Below are 15,703 nucleotides of genomic sequence, written 5' to 3'. Positions count from 1 at the left end.
GCCCACGTGCATCACCTTCTGCCAGCCTTCCTGCGCCGCCATGCGCTGATCACCCTGCTCAACATCGCCGGCCTGGCCGTGGGCATCGCCGCTGTCCTCCTCATGCTGGCGTATGTGGTCGCCGAACTGCGGGTCGATCGGGGGTTCACCGCCGCCGACCGGCTATACAGGATCGCCACCACGCTGACCGTGCCTGGGCAAGGCGCCATGCTGGCGGCGGGCTCCGCCCCGCAGATGGCGGCTCCCTTGATGGCCGAGTTCCCAGAGGTGGAGGCCGCGACCCGCATTCACCAGGACCAAGTGGTGTTGAAGGTAGGGGACAGACCCTTCGAGGTGCCGCTGCTGTGGGCCGACGCCAACCTGCTTCAGGTGCTGGACTATCCCCTGGCGCGGGGTGACGCCGCCACGGCTCTGTCCCGCCCCGACGGCCTGGTCGTCAGTCCGGAGCTCGCCCGGCGCCTGTTCGGGGATGCCGATGCCATGGGGCGCGTCGTGCAGACCCGCGATGGCACCCCGCTCACGGTGACGGGGGTGCTGGCGCCTATGGCGGAAACCCACCTGGATTTCACCGCCATCGCCGCGGACGCCGCGCGGGGGCCGAAATCCTGGGCGCGCCAGACGGTGGAGGATTGGAGCCAGCCGACGATCAACACCTACGTCCGGCTGCGCCCAGGCGTGTCGGTCGATGCCGTGCGGGCGCGCCTGCCGGACTTCCTCGACCGTCACAACACCTTGTCACCCCGGTTGGTCAAGCTGGCCCTGCGCCTGGACCCGGTGGGTGACATTCATCTGCACGTGTCGGCGCTGGGCGACCACAAGCCGGGCGGTGACATGGCCATGCTGCGCATCCTGGCCGGCGTGGCGCTGATGATCCTGGGCGTGGCCGTCGCCAACTACACCAATCTGGCCACGGCCCAGGCCATCAACCGGGCGCGCGAGGTGGGCGTGCGCAAGCTGGTGGGGGCGCGCCGCCGCCAGTTGGTGGCGCTGTTCATGGGCGAGGCGATGCTGCTGTCGTCGGTGGCGACGCTCTTGGCGTTGGCCTTGGTGGAGCTGGCGTTACCCTTCTTTCAGGATCTGCTGGGCCGGCCCTTGCCCCCGGATGTATTGCGCCAGGCACCGCTGCCCCTCTTGGTCGCGCTGACCCCCGTGGTCGTGGGCGGCCTGGGTGGCTTCTATCCCGCCCTCGTGCTTTCAGGTTACCGCCCGGGGGAGGTGCTGAAGGGTAGGGCCCAGCCACCCGGCGCCGGCCGTATGCGCGCCGTGCTGGTGGTGACCCAATTCGCCGTATCCATCGCCCTGATGATCGTCACCCTGACGGTGCATCGCCAGGTGGAGCACGCCCGGGCGGCGGATTTGGGATATCGCGCCGGTGAACTCTACACCCTGGGCCGCCTGCCCCTGGGTGACGCGCGGGCGGCGACGCTGAAGGCGGAGGTGGCGCGCATCCCCGGCGTCCGGTCCGTCAGCCTGACCAGCCTGGTCCCGGCCAACCAATCGCGCGCCACCCTTTCCATCCGGCCGCCGGAAGGAGCAGCCGGGGCGGGCGGGGACCAGCGGGTGCCGCTGGCCTGGTTCATGGTGGATGAGGATTTCATCACCACCTATGGCGCCACCCTGATGGCGGGGTCGGGCACGCCGACGGGATGGAAGCCGGAAGCGGCCCGTCCCGATGGTGCCACCGAGTACGCCCTGGCCACCGTGGAGGCCACCCGGCGCATGGGTTACGCGCACCCACAGGACGCGGTGGGCCGCAGCTTCCGCTTCCTGGACAGCGATCCGCCGACGCGCATCGTGGGGGTGCTGGCGGATATGCGCTTCCGCTCCGCCCGCGAACGGCCGGAGGCGCTGCTGTTCACCGTGGGTGGGGAGGCGTCGTTCCTGAGCGCCCGGCTGACACCCGGCGACCAGGGGGGCGCCGTGGCCGCCATCGATGCCGTGGTGCGGCGCCTGTATCCGGAGGTCGAGCATTGGCGGCGCGGCTTCGCCCAGGACCAGATCGCGGCGCTCTACGCGGGGGAGGAGCGGCAGGCCAAGGTCTTTGCCCTGTTCAGCGCGCTGGCCATCGTGTTGGCCAACCTGGGCCTGTTCGGCCTGACGGCACTGACGGCGGCCCGGCGCACCAAGGAAATCGGCATCCGCCGGGTGGCGGGTGCCCGGGCCTGGGACATCGCCTGGCTGATGACCTGGCAGTTCGCGCGGCCGGTACTGGTTGCCAACCTGCTGGCGTGGCCTCTGGCCTGGTGGGGGCTGCACCGCTGGCTGGCACAATTCGCCGTGCGGGTGGACCAGGGGCCGGGGACCTTCCTGGCCGCCGGCGCCCTGGCGCTGGCTATCGCTGCGGCCACGGTCGCCGTCCATGTTCTCCGCCTGACCTTGGCGCCCCCGGCCGGCGCGCTGCGGTACGAATAAGGGGGGTAATCGATGCCCATGTTCGCCTTGTTCCACGTCCTGCGCCGCCAGGCCCTGACCACCCTGCTGAACGGGGTGGGCTTGGCCTTGGGCATCGCCGCCTTTCTGCTGGTCAGCCTTTATGTCGCGGAGGAAGTGGGCGTGGACCGGGGGTTCACCCATGCCGATCGGCTTTATCGCCTGGGCGGCGCCTTCGACATCGGCGGACAGTCGATCGTCATGGATTCGGGCCCCACGGATTTGGCGTTGACGGTCAGGCAGGAACTGCCGGAGGTCGAGGCCGTCACCCGGGAGGAACCCGACCGGGTGATGCTGGGGGAGGGCAGCCGTTTTTTTGAACAGCACCTGTTGTGGGCCGATCCGAATTTCCTGCAAGTGCTGGATTATCCGCTGGAGCGGGGGGATGCCGCGACGGCGCTGGCGCGGCCGGACGCGGTGGTGGTGACGAGGTCCTTGGCCCGCACCCTGTTTGGCGACGCTGATCCTATCGGGCGCACCATACAGGTACGCCATGGGCCGGTGCTGACCGTCACCGGCGTGCTGGCGCCCATCCCGCGTAGCCACCTGGTGTTCGCGGCCATCGCCGCTGACGCGGCGCGGGGCGACCAATCCTGGTCAAAGGCCAAGGCGCGGCCTTGGAACGATGTAGAGGGCGTTCTCACCTATGTTCGCCTAGCCCCGGGGGTATCCGCCGCCACGGTCGCCGCTGGCCTGCCCGCCTATGTGAAGCGCCACACCGCGCCCAAAACCAACGAAGGCGGCGGCAACGAAATTGTCCTCAGCCTGAGGCTGGATGCGGTGAGGGACATTTATATGGGGACCAAGGCGATTGGCAGTAACGGACCCGGTGGCGATGTGGACACATTGCGGATTCTGGCCGGCGTCGCGCTCCTGATCCTGGGCGTCGCCATCGCCAACTACACCAACATGGCCACGGCCCAGGCCATCAGCCGGGCGCGGGAGGTTGGTATCCGCAAGCTGGTGGGCGCCCGGCGCCGGCAACTGGTCCTGCTGTTCACGGGGGAGGCGGTGCTGTTGGCCACCCTCGCCACCCTGGCGGCGGTGGCCCTTATGGAATTGGCCTTGCCGGCGTTTCAGAACCTGGTGGGGCGGGAATTGTCACTGGCGCTCCTTACCCACGGAAACCTGCTGCCCCTGCTGCTGGCCACGCCGCTGGTCGTGGGTGTCCTGGGGGGCTTTTATCCCGCGCTGGTGCTGTCAGGGTACCGTCCGGGAGAGATATTGAAGGGCAGGGCGCAGGCGCCCGGTGCTGGGCGGGTGCGGGCGGTGCTGGTGGTGGCGCAGTTCGCCGTGTCCATCGCGTTGATGGTGGCGACCCTGACCGTGCAGCGTCAGGTGGCGCATGTGCAGGCGGTCGGCCTGGGCTATCAGCCCGCGAACCTTTATCTGTTCAGCAACCTGCCGACCGACACCGCCAGGGCCGCCACCTTGAAGGCGGAGGTGGCGCACCTGCGCGGGGTCGTGGCCGCCAGCCTGTCCACCCTGGTGCCGGCCGATCCCTCAGGCAGCATATCCGTCTTTGATTTGCCGGCGGACACCCGCAGCACCTTGCGCCGGGCGGAAGGCATCCACTCCTTCGCCGCGGATGAGGATTTTTTCGCCACCTATGGCGCCCAGCTGGTGGCGGGCAAAGGCCTGCCCCAGGGCTGGAAGCCGGCCGAAGGCGACCAGAAGGCGCCGCGCTATGCCATCCTGACGGAGACGGCGGCGCGGCGCATGGGCTACAAAAAGCCCGAGGATGCCGTGGGCGAACGCCTGCTGGTGAACGGTGAGACCCCCACCGAGGTCGCGGGCGTGGTGGCGGACATGCGCTTCAGCTCCGCCCGGGAATCCGACCGTCCGCTGATGTTCCTGATCAAGCCCAGCGGCCGGCACCTGACGGTGCGCCTGGCCGCTGGCGATCAACGCGCCACGGTCAAGGCGCTGAACGCCGTGGTCGATCGGCTCTATCCCGATGCCGAGTATCTGCGCCGCGCCTTTGTGGATGAGCGGATCGAGAGCCTCTACCAATCGGAAGAGCGCCAGGCCTGGGTGTTCGCGGCCTTCGGCGGCCTGGCCATCGTGTTGGCCAACCTGGGCCTGTTCGGCCTGACCGCTTTGACCGCTGCGCGGCGCACCAAGGAAATCGGCATGCGCCGCGTCGTCGGCGCCCGCGTGGGCGACATCCTGCGTTTGCTGGCCTGGCAGTTCACCCGGCCTGTCCTGCTGGCCAATCTGGTGGCTTGGCCGGTGACATGGTGGGGCCTGCACCAGTGGCTGATGCAGTTCACGGTGCGGGTGGACCAGGCGCCGCTGACCTTCATGGCGGCCGGTGCCCTGGCCTTGGCCGTGGCGCTGGCCACCGTGGCCGTCCACGTCATCCGCGTGGCCAGCGCTCCGCCCGTGGGGGCGCTGCGGTACGAGTGACGGCGCGCCCTGGGAGCCCGTCAGCCCCTTACCAGGTCCAGTAGCAGGGCGTTGGTCTCGGCCGGCCGCTCCAGCATGATCTGGTGGCCGCAGCGCTCCAGCTCGACATAGGTGGCGGTGGGCAGGCGGCGGGCCAGGTCTCGGGCACCGGCCGGGGGCGTCAGGCCGTCATTGGCCCCGGCCACCACGGTGATGGGCAGGGTCAGGGCGGACAACGCCGCCGGATCGGGGTGGGCCGCCTGGCTCATCAGCGCCTTCATCATGAACAGGCTGTTGCCCTTGGTCGCCTGCTCCTCGAACGCGATCAGGGCGGCGTCGGTGTCCGGATGCCAGGCGAGCGAGCGGAACTTGGCGGAGATGATGGGGCGGATCCATTCCAGGATGAAGGGCGGCAGCCAACCCAGCGGGTTGGCTCCCAGCTGGGCGACCGGGCTGGGCGGGCCCAGCAGCAGGGCCGCCGCCACGCGGTCCAACCTCCCCTCCGCCGCGAGGCCCTGCAGCAGGCTCAAGCTCAGACGGCAGCCGTAGGAATGGCCCGCCAGGATGACGCGGCCCTGGCCGGGCGGCGGGCCGTATGTGTCCAGGATCTGACGATAGTCGGATACCAGGTGGTTGCCGTCGTACGCCGCCCAGTCGCGCGGCTGTGGGCTCTGCCCATGGCCGACGAAATCCCAGGCGACGATGCGCACGCCCTCTGCCACCAGGGCGGCCCATTGGTGGCGCCACTGGTTCTTGTTGCCGCCGCTGCCATGACATAGGAACACGGTGGTGTCGGCACGGGCCCCGCCCTCATGCACCAGCAGACTCAGGGGCGGGCGGCCATCGCGCACCGCCACCGTGTCGGGCGTGACCACCAGGCGGGTGGTGGCGAGCGGCAGACCAGGGGCGTCGGGCATGGTGCTTTCCTTTGGGGACTACCCCTTGTGGCGTTTACCGTTGAAGGCGCAGGGGCGAAGGGGGACTATCCGCGACCGCGTTAACGATGTGCTGGAAAACCGTACCATGCCCGCCCCTGGACCGCGCCCCGGTTTGCGCAACGCCATCACCGATGTCCCTGGCCTGACGGTCGGCCACGCCACGGATGAACGGGTGCGCAGCGGCGTCACCGTCCTGCTGTGCGGCGGGGCCAAGGGGGCGGCTGGCTGGGCCGGCGGCGTGGACGTGCGCGGCGGCGGCCCCGGCACCCGCGAGACCGAGATGTTGGCGGCGGAGAACCTGGTGGGGCGCGCCCATGCCGTGGTGCTGACCGGCGGATCCGTCTTCGGCTTGGCGGCGGCGGACGGGGTGGCGGCCGTGCTGTCGCGGCGCGGGATGGGCCTGACCTTGCGGCCCGGCACGCCCGCGGTGCCCCTGGTGCCCGCCGCCGTGCTCTATGACCTGGCCAATGGCGGCGACAAGGACTGGGGCCTGACCCCACCCTACCGCGACCTGGGGATGCACGCGGTGGCGGCCGCGGGTCTGGATGTGGCCCAGGGGCCGGTCGGTGCTGGGCGGGGCGCCATGGCAGGGCTGATCCCCGGCGGCATCGGCACCGCCTCCATCGACTTGGGCGATGGCTTGGTGGTGGGGGCCCTGGTGGCGGCCAACCCCCTGGGCTCGGTCTTCATGCCCGATGGCCGCACCTACTGGGCCTGGCCTTTCGAGATCGATGGCGAGTTCGGCGGGCGGACGCCCCAGGCCCCGATGGACGCCAGCGATCCGGTGCCGGACCTGTCGCGCCTGGGGGTGCATCGCCAGCCCACGGCCGGCGCCAACACCACCATCGCCGTGGTGGCCGCCTCCGCCGACCTCGGCACGGCGGAGTGCAAGCGGGTGGCGATGATGGCGCAGGACGGCATCGCCCGTGCCGCGCGTCCTGCCCATACCCCCTTCGACGGCGACACCGTGTTCGCCGTGGCGCGGGGGCCCGCCTTGTCGACCGACGCGGGCAGCCGCTGGGCCCAGGTGGCGCGCATCGGCTCCGCCGCCGCCGACTGCCTGGCCCGCGCCATCGCCCGCGCGGTGTTCCATGCCGGGGATGGTAACAGGGCCGGGGATGGTCAAACGGGTGAGGACGGCCATCAGGCGCCCTGAACCGGCAGGGTGGGCGTGGCCGCCACCAGGCTGGCGGTATAGGGGTGGCGCGGCTGGCTCAGGACTTGGACGGTGGGCCCTTCCTCGACGACGTGGCCGTCCTGCATGACCAGCAGGCGGTCGGTCAGGGCCTCCACCACCGCCAGGTCGTGGGACACCACCAGATAGGCCAGGCCCAGACGCCGCGACAGGTCGGCCAGCAGATCCAGGATCTGGGCCCGGGTCAGCATGTCCAGGGCTGACGTCGCCTCATCCAGGGCGATCAGGTCGGGCTGTACCGCCAGGGCGCGGGCGATGGCGATGCGCTGGCGCTGGCCCCCGGAGAATTCATGGGGAAAACGGTCGGCATCTTCCGGCGCCAACCCCACTTGGCCCAACAGTTCCTCCACGCGCCGCCGCCGCAGGGCGGGCGACAGAGGCGCGTCCAGCAGGGCCAAGGGCTCGGCCACCAGCCGTTCCACCCGCCAGCGCGGGTCGAAGCTGCCCACCGGGTCTTGGAAAACCATCTGCACATGGCGGCGCAGGCGGCGGCGGGCCCCCTCGCTGACAGCCGACCAATCCTGGTCCAGTAGGCGCACCGTACCAGCCTGGGGCCGGTCGGCGGCCAGCAGGGTGCGCAGCAGTGTGGACTTGCCGGATCCGGACTCGCCCACGATGCCGACGCTTTCGCCCCGGTGCACGGCCAGGCTGACCCGGTCGACCGCGCGCAGCGTGCCCGGCTTGGCCCACAGGGTGGGGCGGGGCAGGGCGTAGTCGCGGACGATCTCCTGGGCGGCGAGCAAGGGCGGCTGAACCGGGGCGGGAGGCGTGTCTGGCCGTTGCCGTGGCGGCACTGCCCCCGCCAGCAGGCGGCGGGTGTAGGGATGCTCCGGCGACTGCAGGACGATGGCGGGCGGGCCCGATTCCACCACCGCGCCCTCTTGCAGGACCACCACCCGATCCGCCACGCCGGACACTAGGGCCAGATCGTGGCTGATCAGCAGCAGGCCCAGGCCATCCTGACGGACCAGATCGACCAGCAGGTCCAGGATGCGGGCCTGGGTGGTCACGTCCAGGGCGGTGGTGGGTTCATCGGCGATCAACAGCTTGGGCTTGGCTGCCAGGGCGGCGGCGATGGCGACGCGCTGACGCTGCCCGCCGGACAGTTCATGGGGGCGCCGGCTACGGGGAAAGCGGTCGGCGGGCAGGCCCACGCGGGCCAACATGGCGTCGGCGACGCGCGCGGCCTCCGCCCGGCGGGCCATGCCGTGCACCCGTACCGTTTCCGCCACCTGGGCGCCGATGGACAGGACGGGGTTCAGCGCCGTCATGGGCTCCTGGAACACCAGGCCGACGTCGCGGCCGCGCACGGCGTCCATCCCCCGGTCGGTCAGCGCCGTCAGTTCCTGCCCGTCCAGGCGGATGCTGCCCTGGGCGCGGGCGCCGGGTGGCGTCAGGCCCAGGACCGACAGGGCGGTCATGGACTTGCCGGAGCCCGACCCCCCCACCAGGGCCACGATCTGGCCCGGGTCCACCGTCAGCGACACGGCATTCAGGAGGGCGCGGCCATCGACCGACAGGCTGAAATCGCGGATATCCAGCAGGGGCATGGCTCAGGCCCCCCGCCTGGGATTGAGGTGGGCCCGCAGGCCTTCGCCCAGCAGGTTGAAGCCCAGGACGGCGGCCACCACGCCCAGGCCGGGAAACAGCACCAGCCAGGGGGCCAGGTCCGCCAGGGTCTGGCTGTCCGCCAGCATGCGCCCCCAACTGGGCCGGGGCGCCTGGGTGCCCAGCCCGACGAAGGACAGTCCGGCATCGGCGATGATGCCCAGCGACAACTGGATGGTCGCCTGCACCAGCAGCAGCCCGGCGATGTTGGGCAGCACATGATCCAGCGAGATGCGGCCGGCACCCTTCCCGGCCAGGCGTGCGGCCAGGGTGTAGTCGCGTGCCCAGACGCTCAGCGCCGCCGCCCGGGTGACCTTGGCGAAGATGGGAATGTTGAACAGGCCGATGGCGGCGATGGCGTCGATCGCCCCCGGGCCGCACAGGGCGGCGATCAGCACGGCGGTGATCAGGGCGGGGAAGGCGAAGACGATGTCGCTGCCGCGCATCGCCACCTCTTCCACCCATCCCCGGCGCCCGGCCGCCAGCAGGCCCAGCGGCACGCCGCACCCCAGGCCAACACCGACGGCGGCCAGGGCGACCGCCAGGGCGCTCTGCGCGCCGGCCAGCACCTGGGAGAAGACGTCGCGGCCATAGGCGTCGGTGCCGAACCAGTGCGCGCCCGTTGGCGCCGCCAGCCGGCCGGCGACATTGATCGCCGTGGGATCGTAGGGCGTCCAGGCCAGGGACAGCAGGGCGGCGCCCACCACCAGGCCGCTCAGTACCAGGCCGGCGACCAGCGCCGCGCTATGCCGGCGGCCGTCGGTCGCGGCCTCAACCGTGATCATGACGGTCATGGGCGGCGCCCCCCGGTCAGGCGCGGGTCCACTGCGGCATTGGCGAGATCGACCAGGAAGGTGACGATGACGACGGCGAACACCAGGCTGACGGTGACGCCCTGCACCACGATCAGGTCGCGCTGGGCCACCGCCTGGAACACCAGACGGCCCAGGCCCGGCAGAAAGAAGACATTCTCGATGATCACGCCCCCCGCCAGCAGGAAGGAGAACTGCATGCCCAGGATGGTCAGCGCCGGTACCAGGGCGTTGGGCAGGGCATGGCGCAGCAGGGCCTGGCGCAGGCTCAGGCCCTTGGCGCGGGCGGTGCGGATGTAGTCCTGGCCCATCTGGTCCACCAGCTCGCCCCGCAGCACCCGGGCCAGGATGCCGGCCTGGGGCGCGGCCAGGGCCACCGCCGGCAGGGTCAGGGCCTTCAGCGCCGGCCAGAACCCGATGTCCCAGCCGGGGAAGCCCCCGGCGGCGAACCAGTGCAGGCCGGCGGCGAACACCAGGGCCAGCACCGTGCCGGCCCAGAAGTTGGGCACGGCGATCAGCAATTGCGCGATGCCGTTCAGCAGGCTGTCCACCATGCGGCCCGTCCGCCCCCGCACGGCGCCCAAGGCCGCCGTCACACCCAGGACGACGGCCAGCCCGGTGGACAGCGTCACGGCGTACAGCGTCAGGGGCAGGGTCACGGCCAGGCGCTCCGCCATCAGCGTGCCGACATCGACCCGGTAGGTGTAGCTGAGGCCGAAGTCGCCCCGCGCCAGGCCGGCCAGCCAGGCCAGGTAGCGTTGCGGCGCCGGCAGGTCCAACCCCATCTGATGGCGCAATGCTGCCAGGGCCGCGGGGTCGGCGCTCATGCCCATCATCACCCGGGCGGGATCGCCGGGGATGACCTGCAGCACCAGGAAGATGGTCAGGCTGGCGGCCAGCACCGTCAGCAGCAGCACGGCCAGGCGACCGGCGACATAGCGCGGCCCCGCCTTGACGGCGGCCAGGGCGGCTGCGCCCGCTACCGCCAGGCCCAGCAGCCAGGCCACGCCGCCCGCGCCGGACAGGCCGCCGGCGGTGGCGGCCCCCGGTCCGGCCTGGTCGAACCGCGCCGTCGCCAGGTCCACCAACTGCACCGGGGTGGGCAGCCAGATGTCCCGCAGGCGGGCGTCCCACACCCCGAAATAGGGGTATTCGAACAGGAAGACGTTCACCGCGTCCCGGGCCAGGGTGCGCTGGATGTCGCCCAGCACGGCCAGGCGCCGCGTCTCATCCACCGTGGCGTCCAGCGTGGCCAGCAGCGCCTTGTAGGCGGGATTGGAATAGCCGAAATAGTAATCGTCGCGGCCGTAGATGTCGTAATCCATGGGCTCGACATGGGCGACGATGGTCATGTCATAGTCGTGGCGGCCATAGACTTGGGAAATCCAGGTGGCCCATTCCACATCCTCCAGCACCACCGTCACCCCCGCCTCCGCCAGTTGGGCGGCGATGATCTCCGCCGCGCGCTTGGCGTAGGGCAGGGGCAGGACGCGCAGGGTGGTGGTGAAGCCGTGGGGGTAGCCCGCCTCCGCCAGCAGGGCCTTGGCTTTGGCCACGTCGTGGGGGTAAAGGCCCGTCAGGTCGACATAGCCGGGGTTCTGCGGCGGGTAATGGCTGCCGATGGCGGCGCCATAGCCGAACATGGCGCCCTGGATGACGGCCTGCCGGTCGATGGCGTGCGACAGGGCGCGGCGCACCAGCACATTGTCGAAAGGCGGGCGCTTGTTGTTCAGCGCCAGCAGCGTCTCCCCCTCCGACGGGGCGACATCGACGGTGAAGCGGGGATCGGCCTTCAGCGCGGTGATGGCTTCCGGCGCGGGGAAGGCGGGGAAGCCCTGGATGTCGCCGGCCTTCAGCGCCGCCGTAGCCGCCGCCGGGTCGGCGATGAAGCGATAGGTGATGCTGGCCAGATGGGGCGCCGGCCCCCAGTAGGCGGGATTGCGCGCCAGCGTGACGGCATTGCCCCGCTGCCACGCCGCCACGGCATAGGGGCCGGTGCCCACCGGGTGGGTGACGTTGCCGGCGGCGCTGGCGGGGGAGACCATGACGGCGGCCGGCCAGCCCAGCACCTGCAACAGGTTGCTGTACGGCGCCTTCAGGTGGATGGCGGCGGTCAGCGCATCGACCACCTCCACATGGTCGATGTGCGACAGCGCCACCTTTTGCGGGTTGGTGCTGGCGGGGGTGATGGCGCGCTCCAGCGAGAACTTGACCGTTTCGGCATCGAAATCAGCCCCGTCCTGGAAGCGCACGCCGGCACGCAGGTGGAAGGTGTAGGTCAGGCCGTCCGGCGCCACCGTCCAGTCGGTGGCCAGCAGCGGCGCCACCGTGCCGCCCACGCCCAGGTGCACCAGGCCCTCGAACACGGTGGGGAAGACCACGGCGGGAATGGCGGCGGACGCCTCCGCCGTTGGGTCCAGGCCCGGCGGCTCCAGCTGCAGGCCCAGGGTCACGCTGTCGCGCGCGGCGGCCAGGGGCGCCCCGGCCAGGGCGGCCAGCATCACCACGGACCTGATCAGATGCTTGAGGATGGTCGGCCAAGCCATTGTATTACGCGGAAAAGAGAGGGGTGTCGTGGCGGTGCGCGTCGGCCGTCCCGCGCGCCCGTGCCGCCGCCTGCTGCGCCAGGCTGGGCAAGCCCAGCGCGTCATAGACCTGGGCCAGGGCGCGGTTCAGGGGCACGCCGTCGGGGTCATGGCCCCGGCGCAGTTCCAGCATCTGCTGCACCGGCGTCCAGCGGCGGTCCTTGAGGTAGGCGTCCAGCACCACCTGCTCGAACAGGTCGCGCTGGGCGTGGCTGCCACCGATCTCCACCAGGCGGGGCAGCACGGGACCCAGGCGCCGCACCGTCGTGCGCCCATCACCCCGGTAATAGGCCATCAGCCCTTCGGCGGCGGGAACGGCGACGTCCGCCCAGGTCTCGCGGCTGTGATCGGGGGCGCTGTCGGCCTGGACGCGGATGGCGGCCAGCAGGGTGTCGGCCTCCGCCCGCCCGGCCCGCGCCAGGCCCATCAGGTACAACAGCGCCAGGAAGGGCTGGGCCGTGTCGGTGGCGCGGGCGGCTAGGTGATCGGCCAGGTCGCTCCAGCGGCCGCCCACGTCCACGCCGGCCAGTTCCAGCCGGCTCAGCAGTTGCACCGCCCCCGCCTGGTCCTGGGAATAGCCCTTGTCGACGCCCCAGACCCGGGTGTCATAGGTGGCCAGCGCCTCCGCCTCCCGCCCCTGGCTCAGCAGGAACAGGGCGTAGTGCCACCACAGGTGCGTGGACATGAAGGAGTTGAGGTCGGTCCAGCTGTCGTGGACGCCGCGCAGGAAGGCCGCCCCCTGGTCGATCTCACCCCGCGTCAGCATCACATGGGCCAGGGCGTGGTGGGCCCAGGGCTCCTTGCGCTTCAGGGTGATGGCCCGGCGGGCCGCCGCCTCCGCCTCATCCAGCAGGTGGCATTGCTCATAGCCAAACGCCAGCATGCCATGCAGATAGGCGACGTCGCCGGCGCGGGGCAGGACCTTCAACCCGATGCGCACCATGTCCGGCGACTGGCCGCGGTTGAAGTTCAGGTATTGGTGGACCTTCACCGCCGCCAGGTCGCGGGGAAACTCCTCCGCGATCTGGTCGCCCAGCGCCAGGGCGCTGGGGATGTCGTCCCGCCACCAGGCCTCCAGCATGGCCGCGTTCAGCCGCTCCCGCCGCGTGCCGTGGCGGGCGGCGGCCAGGGCGCGGCCGACATAGGGGGCGGCGCGGCCGGGGCCATCGATGGATTCCAGGAACATCCACAGCATGCCGGCATAGGTCTGCACCAGGGGCAGGTCCACCGCCTCATCCGCCACGGCCAGCAGGTTCACGGCCCGCATCTCATAGGACAGCAGGCCGCCGACGAAATCGTCGATCAGGCCGGCGCTGTGTGCGCCGTCCGTCGTCATGGGGTTGCCCAGGAAATCTTCGTCCATGGCGGCCTCGGTCCCGGCTGGGGGGCGGTTCAGTACTGGTAGCTCAGGCGGACGCCCCAGGTGGCCGGGCGGCCGGGAATGGCGATGTCGGCGTTGGTGAAGAAGTTGCGCAGCAGGTCATAGCGGCGGTCCAGGATGTTCTGGCCGTAAACGGTGGCCGTCCACGGCCCCCGCTCCGGCGCCAGGGTGACGGCGGCGTTCACCAGCCAATAGCCCGCGACGTTGTACCGGCTGCCCAGCAGCGAGCGTTCGCTGCTGCGATAGCTGTAATCCGCCTCGGCCTTCACTGTATAGCCCGACAAGGCCCAGTCATAACTGGCGCCACCGTTATAGGTGATGCGGGGGAAGCCCAAATCCCCGCCCGCCTGGTCGGTGTAGATGGCGCGGCAGGGATAGCAGGTGGCCAGCGAGGCCGCCGTGTTCACCGCGTTGAATTCCGTGAACTCGCCATGCGACAGGCCCAGCGCCTGGGTGACGCGCAGGCCGGTATGGGCGGGGGCCCATTGCACCTCCAACTCCGCGCCGTAAATCTCCGACCGGGGGGCGTTCACGATCTTGCCGATGGCGCCGAAGGTGGGGTCGATGATGACCGACTGCACCTGCTGGTTATGATAGTCGTAGTAATAGGCCGACGCGTTCAGGCGCAGGGTGTGGTCGGCCAGGTCGGACTTCACGCCCGCCTCATAGGCCCACAGCACCTCGGGCCGGAAGGGGGCCAGGCCGCTGAGCGCCAGGGTGTTGTAGGCGGTGAAGCCGCCGGACTTCACCCCCCGGCTGACATTGGCATAGAGCAGCGCCGCGTCGTCCAGCTTGAATTCCACCCCCGCCTTGCCCGTGGTCTGGGTGAAGCCGGTGGGCACCTTGTCCGTCGACACGCCGATGCCGGTGTCCGGGATGGTGCTGGTGCTGAAGGTCCGCAAGGTGCGGTCCTCATGCTCCTCCCGCAGGCCCAGGATCAGCTTCAGCCGGTCGGTGACGGCATAGTCGGCCTGGCCGAAGCCGCTGATGGATTCCGCCGTCTGGGCATAGCGGGTGTTGGCGATGAAACCATAGACGTCCGTGAAGTCGGACAGGAAGGCCTCGCGTAGCGTTTCGTGGGCGTAATAGAGGCCGCCCACCCATTGCAGCCGGCCCGGCCCGCTGGAGGCCAGGCGCACCTCCTGCGACACGTCCTGGGCGCGGCTGTTGAAATACTCATCCGCGTCGCGGTAGGCGGTGGCGTCCCAATCGTTGAACTCCTTGCGGTTCAACGCCTCCCACGCCGTGATGCTGGTCAGCGTCACATCCTCGAAGCGATGCGTCACCGTCAGGTCGGCGCCGCCGCTGGTGTTGTTGCGGAAGGGCTTGGCGGTGGGGTCGGCGCCGATGAGCTTGGCGAAGGCGGGCGACAGGCTCCACCCCGTCTTCGACGGGTCGGTGTCGGCCGGCAGCGTGCCCACGCCCGGCTGGACGACGGGGTTGAAGAGATAGCCGCCGCTGCCATCCGACAGGTCGCGGCCGTAATGCAGGTTCAGCGTCGCATCCGTGTCCGGCGTGGCCGCCCAGGCGATCTTGGCCCGCGCGGCGGTGCGGTTGGCATTGCCCAGGTCCTGGCCCGTCACGCGGTTGGTCTGCCAGGCGCCGCCCTGCTGTGTCATGGCCGACAGGCGCACCTTCACCGTGTCGCTGACGGGGCCGGAGACATAGGCCTCGACCTTGGCGGCGCCGTAGCTGCCATAGTCGCCGGTGATGCCGGCACTGGCCGTGTCCGTGGGGTTGGCGGTCAGGATGTTGATGGCGCCGCCCGTGGTGTTGCGGCCGTACAGCACGCCCTGCGGCCCGCGCAGCACCTCCACCCGGTCCACGTCATAGACCAGGCCCTGGGTCATGATGGGCAGGGGATAGGCGACCTCATCGACATAGACGCCCACGGTGGGGGTGTTGTTGGAGGCATAGTCGTTGAAGCCGACGCCCCGGATGCGGAATTGCGGCTGGCCGCCGCCGAAGGCGTTGGTGACCTCCAGCCCCGGTGTCACATTCTGCAGATCGTTGACCGAGGTGACATGGTGGGCGGCCAGGTCCGCCGCCGACAGCACGGACACGGACAGGCCCACATCCTGCACCGACTGTTCGCGGCGCTGGGCGGTGACGATGATCTCGGGAATGCCGCCGGCGCCGCCCTCCTGCCCCTCGGCCAGGGCCATGCCTCCCGGCAGCGCGCCACCGATCATGATGCCGCCGGTCATGATGCGCCCGATGACGGCGCGGACGAACGAAGCCTTCATCCTTCGCAACTCCCCCATTATTTCCGGCGCGGCCCTTGTGGGCTCTTTTCGGGATGCCGAATTACACGTTATTTCGGTGTGTTATTTTATTAACAACACTGTAACAGCAGTAAACAAGGG

9 protein-coding genes are annotated in these 15,703 nt (G+C 70.4%); 3 read left to right on the top strand and 6 right to left on the bottom strand.

Annotated elements, in window-relative coordinates:
* The first annotated feature begins 6 nt into the window (after positions 1-6).
* Both FBZ90_RS09390 and FBZ90_RS09385 read left to right on the top strand, forming a co-directional pair.
* On the top strand, positions 7-2,412 hold the full coding sequence (locus FBZ90_RS09390) for an ABC transporter permease (protein WP_186455691.1): 2,406 nt from the start codon (positions 7-9) through the stop codon (positions 2,410-2,412).
* A gap of 12 nt (positions 2,413-2,424) precedes the next feature.
* On the top strand, positions 2,425-4,839 hold the full coding sequence (locus tag FBZ90_RS09385) for an ABC transporter permease (protein WP_145731389.1): 2,415 nt from the start codon (positions 2,425-2,427) through the stop codon (positions 4,837-4,839).
* A 20-nt stretch (positions 4,840-4,859) separates the two neighbouring features.
* Here FBZ90_RS09385 and FBZ90_RS09380 read toward each other — a convergent pair whose 3' ends face one another.
* A complete protein-coding gene (locus FBZ90_RS09380) occupies positions 4,860-5,735 on the bottom strand; it encodes an alpha/beta fold hydrolase (protein WP_145731386.1) in 876 nt (291 codons plus the stop codon).
* Positions 5,736-5,841: 106 nt separating this feature from the next.
* Here FBZ90_RS09380 and FBZ90_RS09375 point away from each other — a divergent pair, with 106 nt between their 5' ends.
* Complete coding sequence (locus FBZ90_RS09375; RefSeq protein ID WP_145731383.1) at positions 5,842-6,912, top strand: P1 family peptidase; 1,071 nt, start codon at positions 5,842-5,844, stop codon at positions 6,910-6,912.
* Here FBZ90_RS09375 and FBZ90_RS09370 read toward each other — a convergent pair.
* Genes FBZ90_RS09370 through FBZ90_RS09350 form a run of 5 tightly spaced genes read right to left on the bottom strand, consistent with a single transcriptional unit; the run spans position 6,900 to position 15,583 of the window.
* On the bottom strand, positions 6,900-8,501 hold the full coding sequence (locus tag FBZ90_RS09370; protein WP_145731381.1) for a dipeptide ABC transporter ATP-binding protein: 1,602 nt from the start codon (positions 8,499-8,501) through the stop codon (positions 6,900-6,902). The two genes, FBZ90_RS09375 and FBZ90_RS09370, sit on opposite strands and share 13 nt — an antisense overlap.
* Before the next feature lie 3 nt (positions 8,502-8,504).
* Positions 8,505-9,353, bottom strand: a complete 849-nt coding sequence (locus FBZ90_RS09365; protein WP_246130247.1) for an ABC transporter permease — start codon at positions 9,351-9,353, stop codon at positions 8,505-8,507.
* Positions 9,350-11,872: an ABC transporter substrate-binding protein gene (locus FBZ90_RS28340; protein ID WP_246130246.1), complete on the bottom strand. Its 2,523-nt coding sequence runs from the start codon at positions 11,870-11,872 to the stop codon at positions 9,350-9,352. The genes FBZ90_RS09365 and FBZ90_RS28340 overlap by 4 nt, the downstream gene beginning before the upstream one ends.
* Before the next feature lie 49 nt (positions 11,873-11,921).
* Positions 11,922-13,319: a tetratricopeptide repeat protein gene (locus FBZ90_RS09355; RefSeq protein ID WP_145731374.1), complete on the bottom strand. Its 1,398-nt coding sequence runs from the start codon at positions 13,317-13,319 to the stop codon at positions 11,922-11,924.
* Positions 13,320-13,348: 29 nt separating this feature from the next.
* A complete protein-coding gene (locus FBZ90_RS09350) occupies positions 13,349-15,583 on the bottom strand; it encodes a TonB-dependent receptor (RefSeq protein WP_186455690.1) in 2,235 nt (744 codons plus the stop codon).
* Positions 15,584-15,703 lie beyond the last annotated feature (120 nt).

It is taken from the genome of Nitrospirillum pindoramense (assembly GCF_007827955.1).
GTDB lineage: Bacteria > Pseudomonadota > Alphaproteobacteria > Azospirillales > Azospirillaceae > Nitrospirillum > Nitrospirillum amazonense_B.
The sequence above is the reverse complement of the archived record's forward strand: the minus strand, read 5'-3'. Positions and strand labels throughout refer to the sequence as shown.

What these genes read in the sequence shown, in the direction of transcription:
- FBZ90_RS09385 (WP_145731389.1), top strand. Translation starts at nt 2,425, where the DNA reads ATGCCCATGTTCGCCTTGTTCCACGTCCTGCGCCGCCAGGCCCTGACC.
- FBZ90_RS09380 (WP_145731386.1), bottom strand. Translation starts at nt 5,735, where the DNA reads ATGCCCGACGCCCCTGGTCTGCCGCTCGCCACCACCCGCCTGGTGGTC.
- FBZ90_RS09375 (WP_145731383.1), top strand. Translation starts at nt 5,842, where the DNA reads ATGCCCGCCCCTGGACCGCGCCCCGGTTTGCGCAACGCCATCACCGAT.
- FBZ90_RS09370 (WP_145731381.1), bottom strand. Translation starts at nt 8,501, where the DNA reads ATGCCCCTGCTGGATATCCGCGATTTCAGCCTGTCGGTCGATGGCCGC.
- FBZ90_RS09365 (WP_246130247.1), bottom strand. Translation starts at nt 9,353, where the DNA reads ATGACCGTCATGATCACGGTTGAGGCCGCGACCGACGGCCGCCGGCAT.
- FBZ90_RS28340 (WP_246130246.1), bottom strand. Translation starts at nt 11,872, where the DNA reads ATGCTGGCCGCCCTGGCCGGGGCGCCCCTGGCCGCCGCGCGCGACAGC.
- FBZ90_RS09355 (WP_145731374.1), bottom strand. Translation starts at nt 13,319, where the DNA reads ATGGACGAAGATTTCCTGGGCAACCCCATGACGACGGACGGCGCACAC.
- FBZ90_RS09350 (WP_186455690.1), bottom strand. Translation starts at nt 15,583, where the DNA reads ATGAAGGCTTCGTTCGTCCGCGCCGTCATCGGGCGCATCATGACCGGC.